This is a genomic window from Streptomyces sp. WP-1, assembly GCF_030450125.1.
Lineage (GTDB): Bacteria > Actinomycetota > Actinomycetes > Streptomycetales > Streptomycetaceae > Streptomyces > Streptomyces incarnatus.
Genome location: NZ_CP123923.1, coordinates 3,014,777 through 3,037,028, shown reverse-complemented (window position 1 = coordinate 3,037,028; position 22,252 = coordinate 3,014,777). Strand labels below are relative to the sequence as shown.

Annotated in this window: 25 protein-coding genes; 14 read left to right on the top strand and 11 right to left on the bottom strand. The window is 72.1% G+C overall.

Features of this window, described 5'->3' with window-relative positions:
* Positions 1-15: 15 nt before the first annotated feature.
* Complete coding sequence (gene folP, locus QHG49_RS12910) at positions 16-876, bottom strand: dihydropteroate synthase (RefSeq protein ID WP_145487140.1); 861 nt, start codon at positions 874-876, stop codon at positions 16-18.
* 137 nt (positions 877-1,013) lie between these two features.
* Between folP and QHG49_RS12905 the strand changes: the two genes are divergently transcribed.
* Both QHG49_RS12905 and QHG49_RS12900 read left to right on the top strand, forming a co-directional pair.
* Complete coding sequence (locus QHG49_RS12905) at positions 1,014-1,370, top strand: DivIVA domain-containing protein (RefSeq protein ID WP_145487141.1); 357 nt, start codon at positions 1,014-1,016, stop codon at positions 1,368-1,370.
* Positions 1,367-1,948 (top strand): DNA-3-methyladenine glycosylase I, encoded by a 582-nt coding sequence (locus QHG49_RS12900; RefSeq protein WP_145487142.1) that lies wholly within the window; start codon positions 1,367-1,369, stop codon positions 1,946-1,948. The genes QHG49_RS12905 and QHG49_RS12900 overlap by 4 nt, the downstream gene beginning before the upstream one ends.
* 18 nt (positions 1,949-1,966) lie before the next feature.
* On the opposite strand, the gene QHG49_RS12895 is transcribed toward QHG49_RS12900, so the two are convergent.
* On the bottom strand, positions 1,967-2,770 hold the full coding sequence (locus QHG49_RS12895; protein WP_159704707.1) for an enoyl-CoA hydratase/isomerase family protein: 804 nt from the start codon (positions 2,768-2,770) through the stop codon (positions 1,967-1,969).
* Between the two features lie 368 nt (positions 2,771-3,138).
* On the opposite strand from QHG49_RS12895, the gene QHG49_RS12890 reads away from it, so the two are divergent.
* The gene (locus QHG49_RS12890) at positions 3,139-3,306 is read left to right on the top strand and encodes a DUF3117 domain-containing protein (RefSeq protein ID WP_018544333.1); all 168 of its coding nucleotides are present in this window, start codon (positions 3,139-3,141) and stop codon (positions 3,304-3,306) included.
* A 117-nt stretch (positions 3,307-3,423) separates the two neighbouring features.
* On the opposite strand, the gene QHG49_RS12885 is transcribed toward QHG49_RS12890, so the two are convergent.
* The gene (locus tag QHG49_RS12885; protein WP_236576709.1) at positions 3,424-4,125 is read right to left on the bottom strand and encodes an O-methyltransferase; all 702 of its coding nucleotides are present in this window, start codon (positions 4,123-4,125) and stop codon (positions 3,424-3,426) included.
* A gap of 234 nt (positions 4,126-4,359) precedes the next feature.
* Here QHG49_RS12885 and sigE point away from each other — a divergent pair, with 234 nt between their 5' ends.
* From sigE to QHG49_RS12860, 5 genes are all read left to right on the top strand, one after another.
* Positions 4,360-5,073, top strand: coding sequence for an RNA polymerase sigma factor SigE (sigE, locus tag QHG49_RS12880; RefSeq protein ID WP_145487145.1), 714 nt, complete (start codon positions 4,360-4,362; stop codon positions 5,071-5,073).
* On the top strand, positions 5,070-6,131 hold the full coding sequence (locus tag QHG49_RS12875; protein ID WP_301489659.1) for a zf-HC2 domain-containing protein: 1,062 nt from the start codon (positions 5,070-5,072) through the stop codon (positions 6,129-6,131). The genes sigE and QHG49_RS12875 overlap by 4 nt, the downstream gene beginning before the upstream one ends.
* A 116-nt stretch (positions 6,132-6,247) precedes the next feature.
* The gene (locus QHG49_RS12870) at positions 6,248-7,858 is read left to right on the top strand and encodes a S1C family serine protease (RefSeq protein ID WP_301489658.1); all 1,611 of its coding nucleotides are present in this window, start codon (positions 6,248-6,250) and stop codon (positions 7,856-7,858) included.
* Positions 7,859-7,942: 84 nt separating this feature from the next.
* Complete coding sequence (locus tag QHG49_RS12865; protein WP_145487148.1) at positions 7,943-8,407, top strand: sec-independent translocase; 465 nt, start codon at positions 7,943-7,945, stop codon at positions 8,405-8,407.
* A 233-nt stretch (positions 8,408-8,640) separates the two neighbouring features.
* Complete coding sequence (locus QHG49_RS12860) at positions 8,641-9,303, top strand: hypothetical protein (RefSeq protein WP_201300654.1); 663 nt, start codon at positions 8,641-8,643, stop codon at positions 9,301-9,303.
* A 55-nt stretch (positions 9,304-9,358) separates the two neighbouring features.
* On the opposite strand, the gene QHG49_RS12855 is transcribed toward QHG49_RS12860, so the two are convergent.
* From QHG49_RS12855 to QHG49_RS12845, 3 genes are read right to left on the bottom strand one after another with little or no spacing between them, the layout of a single operon-like run.
* The gene (locus QHG49_RS12855) at positions 9,359-10,492 is read right to left on the bottom strand and encodes an Mrp/NBP35 family ATP-binding protein (protein WP_037660011.1); all 1,134 of its coding nucleotides are present in this window, start codon (positions 10,490-10,492) and stop codon (positions 9,359-9,361) included.
* 43 nt (positions 10,493-10,535) lie between these two features.
* Positions 10,536-11,138: a DUF1003 domain-containing protein gene (locus tag QHG49_RS12850; protein WP_145487150.1), complete on the bottom strand. Its 603-nt coding sequence runs from the start codon at positions 11,136-11,138 to the stop codon at positions 10,536-10,538.
* The gene (locus QHG49_RS12845) at positions 11,128-12,426 is read right to left on the bottom strand and encodes a magnesium transporter MgtE N-terminal domain-containing protein (protein WP_159704719.1); all 1,299 of its coding nucleotides are present in this window, start codon (positions 12,424-12,426) and stop codon (positions 11,128-11,130) included. Before QHG49_RS12845 ends, QHG49_RS12850 begins: the two co-directional genes overlap by 11 nt.
* Positions 12,427-12,674: 248 nt before the next feature.
* Between QHG49_RS12845 and QHG49_RS12840 the strand changes: the two genes are divergently transcribed.
* Positions 12,675-13,418: a hypothetical protein gene (locus QHG49_RS12840; RefSeq protein ID WP_201300655.1), complete on the top strand. Its 744-nt coding sequence runs from the start codon at positions 12,675-12,677 to the stop codon at positions 13,416-13,418.
* Between the two features lie 25 nt (positions 13,419-13,443).
* On the opposite strand, the gene QHG49_RS12835 is transcribed toward QHG49_RS12840, so the two are convergent.
* Positions 13,444-13,959 carry a hypothetical protein gene (locus tag QHG49_RS12835; protein WP_301489653.1) on the bottom strand — a complete coding sequence of 172 codons (516 nt, stop codon included), beginning with the start codon at positions 13,957-13,959 and terminating at the stop codon, positions 13,444-13,446.
* A 22-nt stretch (positions 13,960-13,981) separates the two neighbouring features.
* Complete coding sequence (locus tag QHG49_RS12830; RefSeq protein WP_301489651.1) at positions 13,982-15,109, bottom strand: magnesium and cobalt transport protein CorA; 1,128 nt, start codon at positions 15,107-15,109, stop codon at positions 13,982-13,984.
* A 503-nt stretch (positions 15,110-15,612) separates the two neighbouring features.
* On the opposite strand from QHG49_RS12830, the gene QHG49_RS12825 reads away from it, so the two are divergent.
* The gene (locus QHG49_RS12825; protein WP_159704728.1) at positions 15,613-16,197 is read left to right on the top strand and encodes a suppressor of fused domain protein; all 585 of its coding nucleotides are present in this window, start codon (positions 15,613-15,615) and stop codon (positions 16,195-16,197) included.
* A 21-nt stretch (positions 16,198-16,218) separates the two neighbouring features.
* Here QHG49_RS12825 and QHG49_RS12820 read toward each other — a convergent pair whose 3' ends face one another.
* On the bottom strand, positions 16,219-17,442 hold the full coding sequence (locus tag QHG49_RS12820) for an MFS transporter (protein WP_301489650.1): 1,224 nt from the start codon (positions 17,440-17,442) through the stop codon (positions 16,219-16,221).
* Between the two features lie 178 nt (positions 17,443-17,620).
* Here QHG49_RS12820 and QHG49_RS12815 point away from each other — a divergent pair, with 178 nt between their 5' ends.
* From QHG49_RS12815 to QHG49_RS12805, 3 genes are all read left to right on the top strand, one after another.
* Entirely contained in the window at positions 17,621-18,262 is a 642-nt protein-coding gene (locus QHG49_RS12815; RefSeq protein ID WP_159704734.1) for a DUF6758 family protein, read from the top strand.
* Positions 18,263-18,413: 151 nt separating this feature from the next.
* Positions 18,414-19,271 carry a PHP domain-containing protein gene (locus tag QHG49_RS12810; RefSeq protein ID WP_301489647.1) on the top strand — a complete coding sequence of 286 codons (858 nt, stop codon included), beginning with the start codon at positions 18,414-18,416 and terminating at the stop codon, positions 19,269-19,271.
* Between the two features lie 67 nt (positions 19,272-19,338).
* Entirely contained in the window at positions 19,339-19,944 is a 606-nt protein-coding gene (locus QHG49_RS12805; protein ID WP_111584815.1) for a MarC family protein, read from the top strand.
* Between the two features lie 74 nt (positions 19,945-20,018).
* Here QHG49_RS12805 and QHG49_RS12800 read toward each other — a convergent pair whose 3' ends face one another.
* Positions 20,019-20,171 carry a hypothetical protein gene (locus QHG49_RS12800; protein WP_086805833.1) on the bottom strand — a complete coding sequence of 51 codons (153 nt, stop codon included), beginning with the start codon at positions 20,169-20,171 and terminating at the stop codon, positions 20,019-20,021.
* Positions 20,172-20,407: 236 nt separating this feature from the next.
* On the opposite strand from QHG49_RS12800, the gene QHG49_RS12795 reads away from it, so the two are divergent.
* Entirely contained in the window at positions 20,408-21,304 is an 897-nt protein-coding gene (locus tag QHG49_RS12795) for an NYN domain-containing protein (RefSeq protein ID WP_301489640.1), read from the top strand.
* On the opposite strand, the gene QHG49_RS12790 is transcribed toward QHG49_RS12795, so the two are convergent.
* Positions 21,301-22,182: an alpha/beta fold hydrolase gene (locus QHG49_RS12790; RefSeq protein ID WP_301489638.1), complete on the bottom strand. Its 882-nt coding sequence runs from the start codon at positions 22,180-22,182 to the stop codon at positions 21,301-21,303. The two genes, QHG49_RS12795 and QHG49_RS12790, sit on opposite strands and share 4 nt — an antisense overlap.
* Positions 22,183-22,252: the final 70 nt, after the last annotated feature.

The following is a 22,252-nucleotide window of genomic DNA, read 5'->3' as shown; positions in this document are numbered from 1 at the left end:
GGTCTTTCGTCCGGCTCAGGCCAGACCGCGCCGGGCCACCGCAGGGGGGCGGTGGCCCGCGACGGACGAGACCATGTCGAGGACCTGGCGGGTCTCGGCGACCTCGTGGACGCGGTAGACCATCGCGCCGAGCCAGGAGGACACCGCCGTCGTCGCCAGCGTCCCGATCAGCCGCTCCTTGACCGGCCGGTCCAGCGTCTCCCCGACGAAGTCCTTGTTCGACAGCGACACCAGCACCGGCCAGCCCGCGGCCACCATCTCGTCCAGACGCCGCGTCGCCTCCAGGCTGTGCCGGGTGTTCTTGCCGAAGTCGTGCCCGGGATCGATCAGCACCGACTCCCGGGGCACCCCGAGCGCCACCGCGCGCTCCGCGAGGCCCACGGTCACCTCCAGGATGTCCGCCATGACGTCGTCGTACGCCACCCGGTGCGGGCGGGTGCGCGGCTCGGCGCCGCCCGCGTGCGTGCACACCAGGCCCACCCGGTGGCGCGCCGCGACCTCCGCCAGGCCCGGGTCCGCGCCGCCCCACGCGTCGTTCAGCAGATCGGCGCCCGCCGCGCACACCGCCTCGCCGACCTCGGCACGCCAGGTGTCCACGCTGATCACCACGTCCGGGAAGCGGCGCCGCACCTCGGCCACGAAGCCGACCGTGCGCCGCGCCTCCTCCTCGGCGGAGACCTCCTCGCCGGGACCCGCCTTCACCCCGCCGATGTCGATGATCGCGGCGCCCTCGGCCACCGCCTGTTCGACCCGCGCCAGGGCCGGCTCGTCGCGGAACGTCGCCCCGCGGTCGTAGAAGGAGTCGGGGGTCCGGTTCACGATCGCCATGATCACTCGTTCGTGCGGTCCGAATTCCCGCCTGCCCAGCCTGAGCATCCGCTGTGACCTCTTCCTCGTACGTCCGGCACTGCGACCGCCAGTGACCCTAACTGTCGGAGGCGCATGGCACGATCGGAGCTGACAGATTCCGCGTCCGGCACCGTGCCGGCACCCGAGCTGGGGGCCTCGAGACGATGGTGATGTTCCTCTTCCTGGTCGTCGCACTGGCCGTCGTGGTCGCCGCGGTGACCCTCGCCGTGGTGGGCGGCGGCCATGAGAGCGGCCCGCTGCCCGACGCCGCGCCCGAGCGGCTCCAGGACCCGCTGCCCGACGACCGGCCGGTGGGCCGCGAGGACGTGGAGAGCCTGCGCTTCCCGCTCGCCGTGCGCGGCTACCGCATGTCCGACGTCGACGACGCCCTCGGCCGCCTCGGCGCCGAACTCGCCGAGCGCGACGCCCGGATCGCGGGCCTGGAGTCCGCGCTGGCCGGCGCCCGGGCCGCCGCGCGCCCCACCCTGGACAAGTCGCGACATCCGGAGGACCAGCAGTGACCGCCGCCATCGTGGGCCCGGACGGCGCGCCGCGCTGCCCCTGGGCCCTGTCCACCGACGACTACGTGTCGTACCACGACGAGGAGTGGGGCCGCCCGGTCCACGGCGACGACGCCCTCTTCGAGCGGCTCAGCCTGGAGGCGTTCCAGTCGGGCCTGTCCTGGATCACCATCCTGCGCCGCCGGCCGGGCTTCCGTACCGCCTTCGCGGGCTTCCGCATCGAGAAGGTCGCGGCCTTCACCGACGAGGACCGCGAACGCCTGCTGGCCGACCCGGGCATCATCCGCAACCGCGCCAAGATCGACGCCACCCTCGCCAACGCCCGCGTCCTCGCCGACTGGGCGGCCGGCGACCTGGACGACCTGATCTGGTCCCACGCCCCCGACCCGGCCGGCCGCCCGGCCCCCAGGACCCTGGCCGACGTCCCGGCGGTCACCCCGCAATCCACCGCCCTGTCCAAGGAGTTGAAGAAGCGGGGCCTGAAGTTCGTCGGCCCGACGACGGCGTACGCGCTGATGCAGGCGTGCGGTCTGGTCAACGATCACCTGGAGACGTGCGTGGCGAGGAACAGCGGCTGAACAGCGGCCGGGGAGGTGTCAGCGGCCCAGGTACTCGGGCTTCTCCTTGTTCACGAACGCCTGCACCGCGATCACATGGTCCTCGGACTGCCCGGCGCGCGTCTGGAGCTCGTCCTCCTTCGCCAGCGTCTCCTCCAGGGAGTGCGTCAGCCCGAACGCCACCGCCTCCTTGATCGCCGCGTAGGCGACCGTCGGACCCGAGGCCAGCTTGCGCGCCACCTTCTCGGCCTCGGCCCGCAGCTCGGCCGCCGGTACGACCCGGTTGGCGATCCCCAGCTCCAGCGCGTCCTGCGCGCCGATGCTGCGCGGGAACAGCAGCAGGTCCTGCGCCCGGCTCGGCCCGACCACCCGGGGCAGGGTCCAGGAGATCCCGGAGTCCCCGGTCAGGGCGACGCCCACGAACGAGCTGTTGAAGGACGCGGTGTCGGCGACGATCCGGTAGTCCGCCGCGAGCGCGAACCCGAAGCCCGCCCCCGCCGCGACGCCGTTCACCGCGGCGACCACCGGCTTGGCCGCCCCCGCCAGCGCCCGCACGATCGGGTTGTAGTGCTCGCCGACCGTGCTCATCGTCTGCCCGGAACCGGTCTCCCGGTCCTGCGCCAGCAGCCCGATGTGCTCCTTGAGGTCCTGGCCCACGCAGAACGCCCGCTCCCCGGCGGCGGTCAGCAGGATCGCCCGTACGGCCGCGTCCCGGGCCGCTTCCTCGGCCGCGTCCCGCAGCGCGACCTTGGTCGCCACGTTCAGCGCGTTCATCGCCTCGGGGCGGTTCAGCGTGATCGTCGCGAGCCCGTCGCTCACCTCGTAGAGCACGGTGTCGGCCATGGCGCATCCCCTCCGGTCGCGGTGGTGACGTACCGCTCGGTACGTCCCTGTCCGATCACAGCATGGCGGAGATCACCGGCCAAGGGCCCGCCGACGGGTGTGAGCTGCGTCAAAGAAAACCGGGCCCCGGGTGGCCGAAGGGCGTCCGTGCGGTGGCGCAGTATCGCAGCCGCATCCCCGAATTGAGTGGTTTTGCTCGCGCGCGTTGCCCAAGCGATGCCTACCGATGTTGGTCATCGGGTCCTGAGATGCGGGATAATGGCTTAGAAGCAATGTGTTCGATGCCGGTGTCGCGTGTCCGGTTCGGTCCCGCGGGTGCCCGCAGGCCATCGGCAGACGATGAGCTGGTTTCAGGAAGGGGAACGAGCATGGCGGCCATGAAGCCGCGGACGGGCGATGGTCCGCTCGAGGTGACCAAGGAGGGGCGGGGCATCGTCATGCGCGTTCCGCTCGAAGGCGGCGGTCGACTCGTCGTCGAGCTGACCCCTGACGAGGCCGAGGCGCTCGGCGACGCGCTCAAGAAGGTCGTCGTCTGACGCGCGCACGAGTCGGTCCTTGCGGCTGCCCCGGCATCGTACGCGGTGCCGGGGCAGCCGTGTTCCCGGGCCGGGCACGCCCGCCGGGACCCGCCGGGGCGAGGCCGCCCACCGCCGTCACCGCTTGACGGCGCACAGCAGCCCGTCGCCGACCGGCAGCAGCGAGGGGACCAGCTCCTGGCTCTCGCGCACCGTGCGCAGCAGCTCCCGCAGCCGCAGCACCTCCGAGGGCTGCGGCCCCGAGTCGACCGTACGGCCGTTCGCGAAGACGCCCTCGAAGACCACCAGGCCGCCGGCCCGCAGCAGCCGCAGCGACTCGGCGAGATAGTCCGGGTACTCGTGCCGGTCCCCGTCGCAGAACACCAGGTCGTAGCCCGCGTCCGCGAGCCGGGGCAGCACCTCCAGGGCGCGGCCGGGGATGAAGCGGGCCCGGTTGCTGGCGAAGCCGCAGGCACGGAACGCCTGCCGGGCGAACTGCTGGTGCTCCGGCTCCGGATCGACCGTGGTCAGCACGCCGTCCGGGCGCATGCCGTGCAGCAGATGGATTCCGGACACCCCGCAGCCCGTGCCGATCTCCGCGACCGCCTTCGCGTCCACGGAGGCGGCGAGCAGGCGCAGCGCGGAACCCGTGCCGGGCGACACCGAGCGCAGTCCTGCGTCGAGGGCGCGGTCGCGGGCCCACAGCAGTGCTTCGTCCTCGGCGGCAAAGGCGTCGGCGAAAGCCGAGCTCGTCTGCCGGTTGCCGGTAATGACCCTCTCCTGTCGTCCCCATGGATGCCTCGGCGTGACTGTATCCGTTGGCGTCGGGAACCCGCAGATGGGACCGGGCGTTTACAGGGAAGAGACAGGGGTCGCGGACGCTTCGGGGGGCGAGAGGTGGAGCAGGGCACCGCACAACTGCTGACGCAGCGGCACGAGGCGCACCAGCAAGTATCAAATTCTCGTAAAAACGCTTATCCGGAGCTAACGGGCGAGGTGGCTATGGTAGGGGCTCCACTGGACACCACCAGAGCCGACAGGGGAGGTGCGGCCGCACCCGAGGACCGGGGTGGAGTGCTACGGCGCTTCCTCGGATCGGCGGGCAGGCCGAAATCCGTGACCGACACCGCTGCTGACAGCCACGCCACCGGCACCGCCGGGCGCGACACCCAGACCGCGACCTTCACCAGTGACGCGGACGGGCAGGCGTGGACCCCGCCCACCTGGGACGAGATCGTCAGCACCCACAGCGCCCGCGTCTACCGCCTGGCCTACCGCCTCACCGGCAACCAGCACGACGCGGAGGACCTCACCCAGGAAGTCTTCGTCCGCGTCTTCCGCTCCCTGTCGACGTACTCGCCGGGCACCTTCGAGGGCTGGCTGCACCGCATCACCACGAACCTGTTCCTGGACATGGTCCGGCGCAAGCAGCGCATCCGCTTCGACGCCCTCGGCGAGGACGCGGCCGAGCGCCTGGCCAGCCGCGAACCCACCCCGCAGCAGCTCTTCAACGACGCGCACTTCGACGCCGACGTCCAGCAGGCCCTGGACACCCTGGCGCCCGAGTTCCGCGCCGCCGTCGTCCTGTGCGACATCGAGGGGCTGTCGTACGAGGAGATCGCCGCGACCCTCGGCGTGAAGCTCGGCACCGTCCGCTCCCGTATCCACCGCGGCCGCTCCCAGCTCCGCAAGGCGCTCGCGCACCGCTCCCCGGAGGCCCGCGCGGCCGAGCGACGCTCGTTCATGGCCCGGGTCCCCGCACTGGGGGGAGGGGGCGCGACGGCGTGAGCGGATCACGGCAGAAACCGGTCGAGGCACATCTCGCCGAGCAGCATCTGGGAGACCGGCTCTCCGCCCTGGTGGACGGAGAGCTCGGTCATGACACGCGCGAGCGCGTCCTCGCGCACCTGGCCACCTGCGCCCGCTGCAAGGCGGAGGCGGACGCCCAGCGCGCGCTGAAGAGCAAGTTCGCGACCGCGGCCCCGCCCCCGCCCTCCGCGAGCCTGCTGGCCCGCCTCCAGGGCCTCCCCGGGGGCGGTGACGGGCCCGCCGGCCCCCCGCCCGGCAAACTGTTCGGCGGCGGCAATGGCACCGAGACCCGGGCCCCCGGCGACCCGGGCACCTTCGGCGTGCGCCGGGGCTTCTCCTTCGGCTATGTCCCCGCGCGCCCGCAGGGCACCGGCCCCGAGCGGACCGGTCTCCACGAGGAGAGCGGCTTCGGCGGCCCGCTCGGCGAGGGCGGCTTCCGTATCCATCCCGTCGGCCGCCCGGACGACGGCCGCTTGGCCTCCCGGGGGCTGCGCTTCGCCTTCGCCGCCGCCGGCGCGGTGTCGCTGGCCGCGGTCGCCCTCGGCGGCGTGACCACCGCGATCCCCGGCTACCCGGCCGCGGACGCCCGGGGCTCCGGCAGCAATGTGATCCCGGCCCGCACCACCGGCACCGGCGCCACGACCTCCGCCGACTCCCAGCGCCGCCGGCAGGGGCCGCTGACGGCCCAGGGCGGCGGGGCACCGCTGGGGCGTACGGCACCGCCGACGGCCGCCGTGACCGCGCCCCTGGTGCCCGGCGCGTCGGACATCGCGGCCGGGCGGCCCCAGGACACCGGCGGCCGCACCACGGGACCGCTGATAGCGGGCGTGAACGCCGTGACCCCGCTGATACGCCCGCTGGACAAGGCCCTGGACCTCCAGCTGGGCAAGTGGCCGACGGCGCCCATGGTCCCGGGCAGGCTGTCCGACGACACCGGCCCCGCGCCGGCCCCGCACAACCCCATGCGCCCCGCGGCGCCCTCGACCCCCCTGGCGTCGCCCCTGGCGGCTCCGGCGACGCCCCGTCGGGTCCCCTGACCCCGGCACCGTCGCGGGCCCTGCGCCGGGGCCCGCGACCTGGTTGAATCCGGGCAGGTAGTCGATGTTCCGGGGCCACCGCCGAGACGCGGGGCCACGGTCAGCTTGGGGAGAGCATGAACGAGGGGAACGGCGTTCCGCCGGGGGCGGAGCCGGAGGGCGCGGCGGGGGCCGGACCGATACCGGACGGCGACTTCGAACTGGCCGAACCGGAACGCCCCAGCCCTCCGCGTGAGCCGGAGCGCCCCAGCCCGTTGCACGAACCGGATCCCTACAGCACCCCGCCCTACGGCGAACCGGGCCCCTGGGCCCCCGCCCCAGCGGTCCAGCACCCGTTGGCGACACCGGCGCAGGGCCCGCCCACGGCACCGCCGCCGGGCGCCGTACCCCCGGCGCCCGCACCGGCACCCACCGCACCACCACCTGCGCCCGCCGCGCCCCCGGCGACCGCATCCGCGCCGGCACCCATGCCCGCCGTACCCCCGGCGACCGCACCCGCGCCCCTTCCCGCCCGACTTCCCGCTCAGCGACCCCCGGCCGACCCCTGGGGGCGCTACGACCCCTGGGCCGCGGGGCCGCTCCAGCAGCCCGGGGCCGTGTCGGTGCACGGGGGACGGCCCCGGCGGCGGCGCGGCGCGGTCGGCTGGGCGCTGGCCCTCGTCCTGGTCACGGCCGGGATCGGCGGGCTCGTCGGCGGCTATGTCGAGCGCGAGGGGATCGGCGGCGATGTGCGACTGCCGCGGGCCGGGGGCGTGCCCGCCGGGCGCGCGCCGGACAGCGTGGCCGGGATCGCCGCCCGCGCCCTGCCCGGCGTCGTCACCCTGCATGTCACCGGCACCGACGAGGACGGCACCGGCACCGGCTTCGTGCTGGACGACCGCGGCCACATCCTCACCAACAACCATGTCGTCGCGCCCGCCGCGTCCGGCGGCAGGATAACCGCGACGTTCAGCGACGGGACCTCCGCCAAGGCCACCGTCGTCGGCCGGGACAGCGGCTACGACCTCGCCGTCGTCCGGGTCGACGGCGTGCACGGGCTCACCCCGCTGGCCCTCGGGAACTCCGACGACGTCCGGGTCGGCGACCCCGTCGTCGCCATCGGCGCCCCCTTCGACCTGGCCGACACCGTCACCTCCGGCATCATCAGCGCCAAGGAGCGGCCCATCACCTCGGGCGGCGAGAAGAGCGACGGCAGCGATGTGTCGTACGTGGACGCCCTCCAGACCGACGCGCCGATCAACCCGGGCAACTCCGGCGGGCCGCTGCTCGACTCCCGGGCCCGGGTCATCGGCATCAACTCGGCCATCCGCTCCGCCGACAGCGGCTCGGCGACCGGGAGCGGACAGTCCGGTTCCATCGGCCTCGGCTTCGCCATACCGGTCAACCAGGCCGAGCGGGTCGCCGAGGAGCTGATCGCCGACGGCCGTGCCACCCACCCGGTCATCGGCGTCAACCTCGACATGGGCTACACCGGCGACGGCGCCCGCGTCGGCAGCCGGGCCCCGGACGGCGGCCCCGCCGTCGTCAAGGGCGGACCGGCCGAGCGCGCCGGGCTCAAGGCGGGCGACCTGATCACCGAGGTGGACGGCGAGCCGGTGCACACCGGGCCGGAACTGATCATCAGGATCCGCGCCCACCGGCCGGGCGACCGGCTGCGGCTGACGGTCGAGCGCGGCGGGACCGAGCGGGAGGTCTCACTCGTCCTGGGCACCGCGGCGCAGAACTGACACAAGTCTCACCTCGGGACGGTACCGGTCGGACCAGTACGCCGGGTACCGTTGAGCGACCGAGGACATCGCAAGGAGCGTCAGGTGTTCAATGACATAGGGCCAATGGAGCTACTGACGATCATCGTCATCGCGGTGCTCGTGTTCGGTCCGGACAAGCTCCCCAAGGTCATCCAGGACGTCACCCGTACGATCCGGAAGATCCGCGAGTTCTCGGAGAGCGCGAAGCAGGACATCCGCAGCGAGCTGGGGCCCGAGTTCAAGGACTTCGACTTCGATGACCTCAACCCCAAGACGTTCCTGCGCAAGCAGCTCGGCAACGACGATCTGGGGCTCCAGGAGATCCGCAACGGCTTCGACCTGAAGAAGGAGATGGCCGAACTCACCGACGCGGTGAACGGCCATGACACCGGGTCCTCGTCCTCGGCTTCGTCCTCCGCCGGCTCCGCCGAGGCCGCGCCGTCCACCGGCGGGAAGATCGACATGACGAAGAAGCCCGAGGAGTCCGAGAAGGACGACCGGCCGCCGTTCGACTTCGACGCCACCTGAGCCCCACCCACCCCGTTCGACGTACCGACACGCGCACGTGACGCGCGTCATAGCCCGCGGCCGTCCCGAACGGCCTGAACAGGTCGTTCGGGGGACCCCGGCGACAGGCGCCTGCCCGGCGGCTCTCAGCGGTGTGGATATGCTGCCGAGTTGTTGTGCGGACCGGACGAGTACGCCCGAAGGGGGGCGGGCCGCCGCTTCGGTCCGACGAGTGCGAGGAGGCGTCCGGGCAGATGGAGACGACGAGTCGGGTGGGCGCGACGGCGCCGGCCGCGGAGGGCGGACAAGGTCTCGCCGCCGACCGCGACACGGTCGACGGTTACCTGCGGGCGCCCTTCCCCTGGTACGGGCTCGACGAGGCGTTCACGGGGCCGCGTTGGCTGATGCAGGTCGGCATGGCGTCCGACGGGGCCGTGGAGCACGGGTCGATCGGGCACGGTGACACGCCGTCCGTGCTGCACGACAGCGCCTCCGCCGAGCCCAGGGAGAAGTTCGCGGCCGTGGTGACCGTCGCGGCGCATCCGCGCCGGCAGGTGGCCGACGGCTCGGGGATGCTGGAGGCGACGTCCGTGTCCTCGGCGGCCTGGCTCGCGGGCGTGGGCCTGCTGTCCTTCACCTGGCCCGGGCAGATGGATCACGCGCTGCGCGACGACTGGCTGGCGCAGCAGACCGAGGCGGCCTGGGAACTGGCCGACGACCTCGACGGGCCGGAGTGGTCCAAGCTCTCGCTCCCGGTGGACGGGGTGGCCTCGTCCTTCCGCTACCGGGAATCGGAGTTCGGCTGGGTGCTGGCCGGGTCCACGGAGGCGGGGGTCCATCTCGGCGCGTACGGGCGGGGGATGAGCGCGTACGGGCTCGGGTTCGCCGTGGTGCAGGACGTCACCGCGTACGTGTGACCCCAGGGGCGCCGGTGAGGTCGGCGCCCCCTTGTCCGTTCCTGTGCCGTACGGCTCAGAACTTGTTCTTCGGGGTCAGCCCCAGCGACATGCCCGACAGGCCGCGCTGGCGGCCGCCCAGCTTGCCCGCGATGGAGCGCAGGGCGTTGCCGGCCGGGGAGTCGGGGTCGGTCAGGACGACCGGCCGGCCCTCGTCGCCGCCCTCGCGCAGCCGGACGTCGATGGGGATGGAGCCGAGGACCGGGACGCTCGTGCCCGTCGTACGGGTGAGGCCGTCGGCGACCAGCTGGCCGCCGCCGGTGCCGAAGACGTCCACCATCTCGCCGCAGTGCGGGCAGGGCAGGCCGGACATGTTCTCGACCACGCCGACGATCTTCTGGTGGGTCTGCACCGCGATGGAGCCCGCGCGCTCGGCCACCTCGGCGGCCGCCTGCTGCGGGGTGGTGACGACCAGGATCTCGGCGTTCGGGACCAGCTGGGCCACGGAGATCGCGATGTCACCGGTGCCGGGCGGCAGGTCCAGCAGCAGGACGTCGAGGTCGCCCCAGTACACGTCGGCCAGGAACTGCTGGAGGGCGCGGTGCAGCATCGGGCCGCGCCACACCACCGGCGCGTTGCCCGGCGTGAACATGCCGATCGAGATGACCTTCACGCCGTTCGCCGACGGCGGCATGATCATGTTCTCGACCTGGGTGGGACGCCCCTCCGCGCCCAGCATGCGCGGCACCGAGTGGCCGTAGATGTCGGCGTCCACGACGCCCACCTTGAGGCCGTCGGCCGCCATCGCCGCCGCGAGGTTCACCGTGACCGAGGACTTGCCGACGCCGCCCTTGCCGGAGGCGACCGCGTAGACCCGGGTGAGGTTGCCCGGCTTGGCGAACGGGACCTCGCGCTCGGCCTGGCCGCCGCGCAGGGCCGCCGCCAGCTCCTTGCGCTGCTCGTCGCTCATCACGTCCAGCGTGACGTCCACACCGGTGACGCCCTCGACGCGGGAGACCGCCTCGGTGACCCGCTGGGTGATGGTGTCGCGCATGGGGCAGCCGGAGACCGTCAGATACACGGTGACCGCGACCGCGCCGTCCTCCCCGATCTCCACCGATTTGACCATCCCCAGTTCGGTGATGGGGCGGTTGATCTCGGGGTCGTTCACCGTCGCCAGTGCCTCGCGCACCGCGTCTTCCGTAGCCATAAGGACGATGGTACGGCGCGCCCGGGGCCCTCCGGGTAGCCCCTCAGCGGTCGTCTGTGTCACGTCCCGGCGGCCGTTCCGTCCGTTCCGCCGGGAATACGACCGGGCCGCCGTGACCGCGCCGCTCCTCCATCTCCTTGAGCATGTCCTGGAGCTCGGCCCGGATCCAGTCGCGGGTGGCGACCTCGCCGAGGCCCATGCGCAGCGCGGCGATCTCCCGGGTCAGGTACTCGGTGTCGGCGATCGACCGCTCGTTCTGCTTGCGGTCCTGCTCCAGGTTGACCCGGTCGCGGTCGTCCTGCCGGTTCTGCGCGAGCAGGATCAGCGGGGCGGCGTAGGACGCCTGGAGGGACAGGGCCAGGGTCAGGAAGATGAACGGGTACTCGTCGAACCGCAGATGCCGGGGCACGCTCACGTTCCACAGCACCCAGAGGATGATGACGATCGTCATCCAGACGATGAAGCGTCCGGTGCCGAGGAACCGGGCGATCCGCTCCGACAGCCGGCCGAAGGCCTCCGGGTCCCACTCGGGCAGGAACCGGCGCCGGGGCGGGCGTGGCTGGTCGAGCCGGGGCGTGCGCGGGCGGCCGGCGGCCGTGGCACCGGCGGGCGTGCGGTCGCGCTCGCGGTCGCGGTCAGAATGCATGGCCGGCCCCCTTCTCGCCCTCGGGGCTCTCCTCCAGGTGGAACTCGGTCTCACGCCAGTCGTCGGGCAGCATGTGGTCCAGTACGTCGTCGACGGTCACCGCGCCCAGCAGCGACCCGGCCTCGTCCACCACGGGCGCGGCCACCATGTCGTAGGTGGCGAAGAACCCGGCGATCACCGGCAGCGAGGCGTCCGGGGACAGTGGCTGGAGGTCGTCGTCCAGGAGCGAGCTGACCAGGGTGTACGGGGGGTCGCGCAGCAGCCGCTGGAAGTGGGCCGTGCCCAGGTACTTGCCGGTCGGGGTCTCGTCCGGCGGACGGCAGACGTAGACCTGGGCGGCGAGCGCGGGGGAGAGGTCGGGGTTGCGGACGCGGGCGAGCGCGTCGGCGACGGTGGCATCCGGGCGCAGCACGATCGGCTCGGTGGTCATCAGACCGCCGGCCGTGTGCTCCTCGTACGACATCAGGCGCCGCATGTCGGCCGCGTCGCCGGGCTGCATCAGGCTCAGCAGCCGCTCCTTGTCCTCCTCGGGCAGCTCGGAGAGCAGGTCGGCCGCGTCGTCCGGGTCCATGGCCTCCAGGACGTCGGCGGCGCGCTCCTCCTGGAGCTTGCCGAGGATCTCGATCTGGTCGTCCTCCGGCAGCTCCTCCAGGACGTCGGCGAGCCGGTCGTCGTCCAGGGCGGCGGCGACCTCGGCGCGCCGCTTGGGGGAGAGGTGGTGCAGCACATTGGCGAGGTCGGCGGGGCGCAGCTGCTCGAAGGTGGCGAGCAGGTTCTCGGCGCCCTGTCCGTGCTCCTCCAGGGAGAACCCGTCCACGCCGGCCCAATCCACGGTCAGGGTCTCGCCCTTGACCCGGCGGAACGCGCTGCTCTTCCTGCCCTTGCGGACGAAGACGCGGTCGATCTCCCAGTCCCGGCGCGCGGGCAGCTGCTGCACGGACATGTCGAGGACGGTGGCCTCCTCGCCGGTCTCCACCAGGGTGACCCGCCGGTCCAGCAGCTCGCCGAAGACCAGCCGCTCGGTGGGCCGCTGCTCGAAGCGGCGCACGTTCATCACCCCGGTGCTGATGACCTGGCCGGACTCGATGCCGCTGATCCGGGTCATGGGCAGGAAGATGCGGCGCCGGGTGGACAGTTCGACGACGAGGCCGAGCACGCGCGGGGGTCTCCTGCCCACGCGCAGCATCACGACGAGATCGCGTACGCGCCCCACCTGGTCGCCGTTCGGATCGAAGACGGGGACCCCGGCGAGGTGCGAGACGAAGATCCGGGGGGCGCCGGCTGCCATGGTTCTGCTTCCTTGTCAGGGAACGTGCGTACGAGGTTTACATCGGGTCTGCGCGAAGTGGTTCGCGACCGGGACTGCTTTTGTCGGTGAATGCTCGGATTTGCCCGCACGGTTGCGCTTCAGGCTAGCCCGTACCGCTCGGATACGCCCTGGTGGGGGGTCCGGACGGACTGGCTCCGCCGGGCGCCCCGAGCACCGGTACGCTGCGGTACGCCGCTGAAGGAACCGTCGGAAAGGCGACCTCACCCGTGACTGCGATTCCCCCCGGCCGTACCCGCCCGGTGACCGCGCTGTGCGCGCTGGCCGTGACGGGCGCGGCGGTGCTGACCGGATGCGGCGGCGGCGATCCGGACGCGGGCACGAACGGGGTCGGCAAGCTGTCCGCCGACCGGATCCAGGCGCGCACGCGGTCGGCCGCGCAGGGCGCCTCGGCGGTCCGGCTGTCCGGGACCGTGGTGACCAGCGGCGTCACGTACCGGCTCGACATGCGGCTCAAGGACGACGGCGGGACCGGCTCGGTGACCTCGGGCGCCGACACGTTCAAGCTGCTGCGGGTCGGCACCCAGCTGTACCTGAAGGCCGACGCCGGCTTCTGGGCGCGGTCGGACGGCAAGGGCGGCGACGGGAGCGGGGCGGCGGCCAAGCTCGACGGGAAGTACGTGAAGGTGCCGCAGGGGGACCCCGCGTACAAGAAGTTCAGCGGCTTCACGGACAAGGACGTCCTCCTCTCGGGTCTTCTGACACTGCACGGCTCGCTGGCGACCGACGGGCGGCACACGCAGGCGAGTACCCCGACGATCCGCATCACGGGCGACCAGGGCTCGGGCGGCACCCTCGACGTCTCCCTCAAGGGCACCCCCTACCCCCTCGCCCTCACCCGCGCGGGCGACGCGGGCACGCTCCGCTTCTCGGACTGGGGCGCGAACTTCACCGTCACCGAGCCCGAGGACTCGGAGACGGTGGACTACGGGCGGCAGCTGCCGACGTCGTAGCGGGGGAGGCGCCAGAGGTACGGCGTTACCGCCCCTTGCGGCGCTTGGCGAGCAGCTTCGGCAGGGCCGCCGGTACCGGACGGCGCGTGGTCGCCGGCGTCGGAACCGGTCTCCGTGCCAGATCGCCCTCGGGCGGTGCGGCGACCGCACCCGTCGGCACCAGCCGCAGCACCCGGCACTCACGCGCCCAGCGGTCCGTCATCACCTCGGCGTCGGGGGTGTTCAGCCGCTTGCCCTTCAGCTCGGCGACCGCCGCCTCCCACTGGGGCGTACCGGCCGCCGGCTCGCTCACCGCGGCCGTGAAGGAGACCAGCCGGCCCCCCTTGTCCTTGCTGCGCACGGTCACCTCGGCGGTGCCCCCGTCGGCCAGCCCCGTCAGCGGCTGCTCCCCGGGCCCGTCGCCGACCAGGCACACCGCGCCCTCGTGCCACACATGCCACACGGCATGCGCGGCGGACGCGTCCGCGCCCCGCACCCACAGCAGGCCGGACTTCTTCGCGGCCTCCTCGATGAGAGCCCTCGCGAGCAGCTCGCTTGTCATGCGTCCACCCTATCCGCGCCGCTCACAGCCATCCGTTGCGCTTGAGCGTCCGGTGGATGCCCAGGCACAGCACGACCGTGACACCCATGATCACCGGGTAGCCGTACTTCCAGTGCAGCTCCGGCATGTATTTGAAGTTCATGCCGTAGACCCCGCACACCATCGTCGGCACGGCGATGATCGCGGCCCACGCGGTGATCTTCCGCATGTCCTCGTTCTGCGCGACGGACGCCTGCGCGAGGTTGGCCTGGAGGATGGAGTTGAGCAGTTCGTCGAAGCCGACGACCTGCTCGTGGACGCGGGCGACATGGTCGGCGACGTCCCGGAAGTACTTCTGGATGTCCGGGTCGATCAGCCGCATCGGCCGCTCGCTGAGCAGCTGCATGGGCCGCAGCAGCGGCGCCACCGCCCGCTTGAACTCCATGACCTCGCGCTTGAGTTGGTAGATCCGCGCGGAGTCCACACCGCGCGAGACCCCGCCCCGCCCGGGCGAGAAGACCTCGGTCTCCACCTCGTCGATGTCGTCCTGCACCGCGTCGGCCACCGCGATGTACCCGTCCACCACATGGTCGGCGATCGCGTGCAGCACCGCCGAGGGGCCCTTGGCCAGCAGCTCCGGGTCTTCCTGGAGCCGGCGCCGCAGCGCCCGCAGCGAGCCCTGGCCGCCGTGCCGCACGGTGATGAAGAAGTCCCGGCCGGTGAAGCACATCACCTCGCCGGTCTCCACGACCTCGCTGGTCGCGGTCAGCTGGTCGTGCTCGATGTAGTGGATCGTCTTGAAGACGGTGAAGAGCGAGTCGTCGTACCGCTCCAGCTTCGGCCGCTGATGCGCCTGCACCGCGTCCTCGACGGCCAGCGGGTGCAGCCCGAACTCGCCCGCGATACCGGCGAATTCGGCCTCCGTCGGCTCGTGCAGCCCGATCCACACGAAGCCGCCGTCGCGCCGTACCTGACGCATCGCCTCCTGCGGGGTGAGCGGCTTCGCGCTCGCGAGGCGCCGGCCGTCGCGGTAGACGGCGCAGTCGACCACGGCCGACGGGGTGGCGGGGTCACGCGTGGTGTCGTACGACGCGGACGGCGGGCTCGTGGCCTTGCGCGGCGACACGCGGGAGGGACGGACCACGGCGCGCAGGTCGCGGATCATCGACATGGGCAGGCTCCTTCGCGACAGGCAACGAAAGACCGCCGAGGACGGGTGGAACTACCCGGAATGGGGACGTCCTGAAGGAATTTCCCCGGCCGGGGCGGGGGAAGGCGTTCGGCTCGTCCACAAAGCGGGGAGCACCGCACCGTCGCGGTGGCGTTCTCGCTGCTGATGCAGAACTGACGCAGATCAGGCAAAGCGATACGAAGTGCTCTTCCGAACAGTGACGCGCACGGGAAGGCGGCAGCCGGCCAGAACGGAAACCGGTCAGTGGCTACGACAGCCAGTGACTACATTCAGCGGGCGGAAGAGCGAGTGGTACTACCAGGTCGACTTCGATCCATGACAGCCCCACCTCCTCCGGCCGGTCCCTCGTAAGGGAGTTCCCAGGGTCCCGGGACTTGATGACGCGCTTGGCACGCCGCCCCGAACCGCCGGCTCAGAGTACCAGCCGCCCTTGCTGTCAAGGTGCCGCTTTGCCCGCAGCTGACGAGTTCTATGCTCACCGCATGGTTGATGTTCTCCCTCTGGTCGAGGCACGGTTGACCACCGCGCTGGGCACCCCGGACGCGCGCGCGTCCGTCACCTTCCTCGGCACGGACCGCGTCGAGGTGCTCCGCTTCACCGAGGGGGACGTCGTCCGCTACGCGACCCTCGGCATGTCCGCGCACCCCATGGCCGATCCCACCGCGCTGGTCGCCGACCCCGTCAAGGGACCCCGCGCCGAACTGGTCCTGTCCGTGCGCGCGGGCGTCGCCGACACCGACAAGGTGCTCCGCCCGCTCGCCGTGCTCGCCGCCTCCCCGCAGGTCGAGGGGCTGGTCGTGACCCCGGGCGCCTCCCTGGACGTGGGCGACCCGCTGTGGCCCGGCGCGCCCTTCACCTCGGTCCTGGTGGGCGAGGGCGGCGGACTGGTCGAGGATCTGGAGCTGGACGATCCGCTGGACCCCGTACGGTTCCTGCCGTTGCTGCCGATGACCCCGAACGAGGCCGCCTTCAAGCGCGTGCAGGGCGCCCAGGCCCTCCAGGAACGCTGGCTGGCGCACGGCACGGACCTGCGGGATCCCGTCCGCAGGTCCGTACCGCTGGAGTGAGCAACCTCACGGGGCCAGGGGTCAGTTGGCGAAGACCGTGACCCCGTCCTCGGCGGCGTGCCGCGGTGCCAGCTCCACGGCCTCGTGGGTGAGGGCACGGCGCCGTACGACGACCACCACGGCGCCCAGCAGCGCGGTGACCGCCGCCACCACGAACGGGATGTGGATGTCGGTCCACTCCTCGATCTTCGGCGCGAAGTAGGGCGCGGCCGCCGCCGCGAACCAGCGGACGAAGTTGTAGCCCGCGCTCGCCACCGGGCGCGGGGCGTCGGAGACGCCGAGCGCCAGCTCGGTGTAGACGGTGTTGTTCACGCCGATGAAGGCGCCGGACAGGATGGTGCAGACGATCGCGGCGGTGTGGCCGCCGTAGCCGAGCACCAGGACGTCGGCCGCGAGCAGCACCAGCGAGCCGCCGAGCACCTTCAGCGAGCCGAACCGCTCCTGCATGCGCGGGGCGACGAGCACCGAGAAGACCGCGAGCAGCACGCCCCAGGCGAAGAACACCGCGCCGGAGCGGTACGGGGTCATGTCCAGCACGAACGGCGTGAAGGCCAGCACGGTGAAGAACGTGTAGTTGTAGAAGAACGCCGAGACCGCCGCCGACGCCAGGCCGCCGTGGCCGAGCGCCTTGAGCGGGTCCAGGACCGAGGTCTTGCGGGCCGGCTTCGGCTGCTCCTTCAGGAACACCGTGATGCACAGGAAGCCGATCGCCATCAGCGTGGCCGTGCCGAAGAAGGGGTAGCGCCAGCTGATGTCGCCGAGGACCGCGCCGAGCAGCGGGCCGCAGGCCATGCCGAGGCCGAGCGCGGACTCGTAGAGCAGGATCGCCGCCGCGCTGCCCCCGGCCGCCGCGCCGACGATGACCGCGAGCGCGGTGGAGACGAACAGCGCGTTGCCGAGGCCCCAGCCCGCCCGGAAGCCGACCAGCTGGCCGACCGTGTCCGAGGTGCCGGCGAGACCGGCGAAGAGGATCACGAAGGCGAGGCCGAGCAGCAGCGTCTTCTTGCCGCCGATACGGCTGGAGACGAAGCCGGTCAGCAGCATCGCGACCGCGGTGATCAGGAAGTACGAGGTGAAGAGCAGGGACACCTGGCTGGGCGTGGCGCGCAGGCCCTGCGCGATCGACGGCAGGATCGGGTCGACCAGGCCGATGCCCATGAAGGCGACGACGGAGGCGCCGGCCGTGGCCCAGACCGCCTTGGGCTGCCGCAGGATGCTGCCGGCTCCCGCGTCTAGGGGATCCATGTGCTTCTCCCGTTCTGCTGGATGAGCGCGTAGAGGCTGGATAGATAGTTGGTGTTTACACATACTAAGTTAGCCCTGCTAATTAATGCAAGATGCATCTACTTTGCCTGGTCGGGGCGGCGCCCGGACGAGTGATCGTCCTTGACGTGGACGGGCCGGGGTAGGACCGTGGAGGTCTATGAGGGGCGAACCCAGTTGCCCGCGGTGTGGTGGCCGGGTCAGGGCTCCCGGTCTCTTCACCGACACGTGGCAGTGCGATGTGCACGGGGCGGTGTTTCCGCTGCAGCCCGTGATCCCGCCCAGCGTCGAGGCCCTCGGTGCGGTGGCGCAGCGCATCCATGTCCCGCTGTGGATGCCGTGGCCGCTGCCGGTCGGCTGGCTCTTCACGGGCGTGGCCTACGCGGGTGACGAGCGCAGCGGCGGCCGTGCGAGCGCCGTCGCCTGTTCCGGGCCCGGCCCGCTCGGCGGCCCCGGCGAACTGATCCTGGTCGCCGAGGAGATGGGCGTCGGCCTCGGCGCGCGGTACGCGGGCATCGACGGCCCGGACCCGGGGCCGTACATGAACGTCGAGAAGCCGCCCCAGGCCAAGGTGCTCGCCGCCGGCCGCCCCACCCCCCTCTGGCACGTCTACCGCACCCCGGACGACCGCGCCGTCTTCGCCGGCGAGGCGCTCGGCATGTGGCTGTGGGCGGTGGTGTGGCCCGAGCAGGCGGGCCTGCTGCTCTACGACGAGCTGGTGCTGACCGATCTGCGTGACGCGGGCGCCGAACTGGACCTGGTGCCCTGCGGGGCGCTGTCGCCCCGGCTGCTCCGTCCCTAGGGGGCCGCGGAGGCCGTGGGGCTGAGGGGGCGAGGGTGCGGGACGCAGGGGGCTGTAGGGGGCGTACCCCCGGATCGGTCGTGACAAAGCGGGTGTCCCGGCCGGTTATCCTGAGGTGTCCTCTTCCGTCCCGGACCCGTCTGGAGTCACCGTGCGCATCGATCTGCACTGTCACTCCACGGCGTCCGACGGCACCGACACCCCCGCCGAGCTGGTGCGCCACGCCGCCGCAGCCGGTCTGGACGTCGTCGCGCTGACCGACCACGACACCACCCGCGGCCACGCCGAGGCCGTCGCCGCGCTGCCCGCCGGGCTCACCCTGGTCCCCGGCGCCGAGCTGTCCTGCCGTGTCGACGGCATCTCGATGCACCTGCTGGCCTACCTCTTCGACCCCGAGGAGCCCGCCCTGCTCGCCGAGCGCGAGCTGGTCCGGGACGACCGGGTGCCGCGGGCCAAGGGCATGGTCGCCAAGCTGAACGCGCTGGGTGTGCCGGTCACCTGGGAACAGGTCGAGCGGATCGCCGCCGGCGGCTCCGTGGGGCGCCCGCACGTGGCGTCCGCGCTGGTCGAGCTGGGCGTGGTGCGGACGGTGAGCGACGCGTTCACCGACCAGTGGCTCGCGGACGGCGGCCGCGCCTACGCGCCGAAGCACGAGACCGACCCCTTCGAGGCGATCCGGCTGGTCAAGGCCGCGGGCGGGGTCTGTGTGTTCGCGCACCCGGCCGCCGCCAAGCGGGGCCGCACGGTCCCCGAGTCCGCGATCGCCGAGATGGCCGCGGCCGGCCTGGACGGCATCGAGGTCGACCACATGGACCACGACGCCGCCGCCAAGGACCGGCTGCGGGGCCTGGCGAAGGAGCTCGGCCTGCTGGTCACGGGCTCCTCGGACTACCACGGCAGCCGCAAGACCGTCGCGCTCGGCGACTACACCACCGACCCCGAGGTGTACGGGGAGATCACCCGCCGGGCCACCGGCGCGTTCCCGGTCCCGGGGGCCGGCGGAGCCTGAGGCCGCCTTGGCGGCCGACGCGCGCTCACACCCTCACTTCTTCTTTCAGCAAGGCCAGTACTTCCGCATGTTCGACATCGCCGTCTTCGGCTCCCTGTTCCTGACCCTTTTTGTCATCATGGATCCCCCCGGGATCACCCCGATCTTCCTCGCCCTGACCGCGGGCCGGCCGGCGAAGGTGCAGAAGCGGATGGCCTTCCAGGCCGTCTGCGTCGCGTTCGGGGTCATCGCCGTCTTCGGCGTCCTCGGGCACCAGATCCTCGACTACCTGCATGTGTCCGTGCCCGCCCTGATGATCGCGGGCGGTCTGCTGCTCCTGCTGATCGCGCTCGACCTGCTCACCGGCAAGAACGACGAGCCGAAGGCGACCAAGGACGTCAATGTCGCCCTGGTGCCGCTCGGCATGCCGCTGCTCGCGGGGCCCGGTGCGATCGTGTCCGTCATCCTGGCCGTGCAGAAGGCCGGCAGCGTGAGCACGCAGATATCGGTGTGGGTCGCGATCCTCGCGATCCATGTGGTGCTGTGGCTGGTGATGCGCTACTCGCTGCTGATCATCCGGATCATCAAGGACGGCGGTGTCGTCCTGGTGACGCGGCTCGCGGGCATGATGCTCTCCGCGATCGCGGTGCAGCAGATCATCAACGGGATCACCCAGGTGATCCACGGGAGCTGACGCTCAGGTGATCCGGGGGGACCGGGCCGGCGCATGCGGCTCGGTCCCCCCGGAAGGCTTGAGCGGGAACCCCGTTATGAGGCCGGGGTCTCGGCCGGGCGGATCCACAGGCGCTGCCCCACGGCGGCTGCCTGCTGAACGATCCGGTTGACGGAGGCGGCGTCCACGACGGTGCTGTCCACGGTGGTGCCGTCGACCTCGTCGAGTCGCATGATTTCGAAGCGCACAGGCTTCTCCCTTCGTCTGGTCATCCTCCTGCGGAGAACTACTTGGTGCGCCGGATGTGTATCCGGCGTCGTACTCATTCAACGTGCTGCATGTTACGAACATTCCCTACGCTAAAGAAATTTTTCGAACGTCTAACTACTGACCGGTAAGTAGTCGGTGGTGACGGCGTGAGATCGCCTGGGACTGATCGGGACCGGTTGTGTTCACAGTGTGACGACGAGGAGAATGGGGGGCGATGAACGACGACCTGGCGCATCTCGCCACCCGCATCAACCGTACGAACGAGCTGCTGGAACGCATGCTCGCCGAGGTGGCGAAGACACCCTCGACCCACGCGATCTTCGTGGACGCCGGCTACCTGTACGCGGCCGCGGGCCGCCTGGTCGCCGGGACGGAGGACCGCCGGGCCTTCGACGTCGACGCCGAGGGCCTGATCGACGCGCTGATCGACCGCGCCCGCACCGTCTTCGCGGACAGCCGGCTGCTGCGCGTCTACTGGTACGACGGCGCCCGGCGCCGCATCCACACCGCCGAGCAGCAGTCCATCGCCGAACTCCCCGACGTCAAGGTCCGCCTCGGCAACCTCAACGCCAACAACCAGCAGAAGGGCGTCGACTCGCTGATCCGCACGGACCTGGAGTCACTGGCCCGGCACCGCGCCATCAGCGACGCGGCCCTGCTCGGCGGCGACGAGGACCTGGTCTCCGCGGTCGAGGCCGCCCAGGGCTACGGCGCCCGCGTCCATCTGTGGGGCATCGAGGCCCCCGAGGGCCGCAACCAGGCCGAGCCGCTGCTGTGGGAGGTCGACAGTCAGCGCACCCTGGACCTGGAGTTCTTCAAGCCGTACGTCTCCCGGCGCACGGCCGCCGCCTACGAGGCCGGCGGCGGGGCCCGGCCCACCCGCGAGGACGTCCGCTTCGTCGGCGCCCAGATCGCGGCCAAGTGGCTGGCCTCCCGGGGCCGCGACGCCCTGGTCGAACTGCTGCCGGGACACCCCTATCTGCCCGGCTCCGTCGACCAGGACCTGCTGGTCGAGGCCGAGGGCCTGCTCCAGTACTCGCTGCGCGGCCAGGCCGATCTGCGCCGGGCCCTCAGGGACGGGTTCTGGGACCACTTGCAGGCGCAGTACTAGCGGCTCGCGCCGACGCCGTCCCAGAAGTCGGCGAGGGCGCGGGCGGTCTCCGGCGGGCGCTCGGTGTTGGGGGAGTGCTCGGTGCCGTCGATGATCGTGCGGCGCGCGCCGAGCCGTATCGCCATGTCGTCCAGCAGGGGCACCGGCCAGGTGTCGTCGTACGCGCCCGACACGACGTGCAAGGGCAGTCCCACGGCGGCCAGTTCCGCGACCCGGTCCGGCTCCGCGCACAACTGACGTCCGGCGGCGATGAGCTGGGCGGGCTTCGTGCCCATCCACCGGCGCCGCATGTCCTCCTGGACGCCCGGGGTGTCGCCCGGCTCGGGCGTCCCGGTCTGCTCGGGCGCCTCCATCTCCCGCATGGCGTCCCACACCTGCGCCATGGTCATCACGGCGAGCGCGTCCCGCAGCAGCCGCACCCGCTCCCGCTGGGACTCGGAGATCCGCGCCGGTCCCGACGCCATCAGGGTCAGTGACCGGAAGGGCGCGCGGTCCAGCAGGACGGCGGCGCGGGCGACCTGGCCGCCGAAGGAGTGGCCCAGCAGATGCACCGGCTCGCCGAGCGCCGCGGCCTGCGCCAGCACGTCCGCCGCCAACTCGCCCTGCGCGTAAGCGGATTCGTCGCCCTCGGGGCCGTCCGACTCGAACTGCCCGCGCCCGTCGACGGCCACGGTCCGGTACCCGCGCGCGGCCAGCGGCGCGTGCAGCGGGTTGAAGTCCTCCTTGCTGCCGGTGAACCCGGGCAGCAGCAGGGCGACACCCTTCGCCTCGACCCCCTCGGCCACCGGAGCGTCGACGACGGCGAACTCCCCGCGCGCGGTACGCAGCGCGTACGCGCGGGCGCCGGGGGGCGGTACGAAGGTATCGGGCCTGCTCATGGGGGAGAGGTTAGCCGCAGGGGCCCGAGGAGACGCCGACGGCCCGGTCCACCTCGGTGGACCGGGCCGT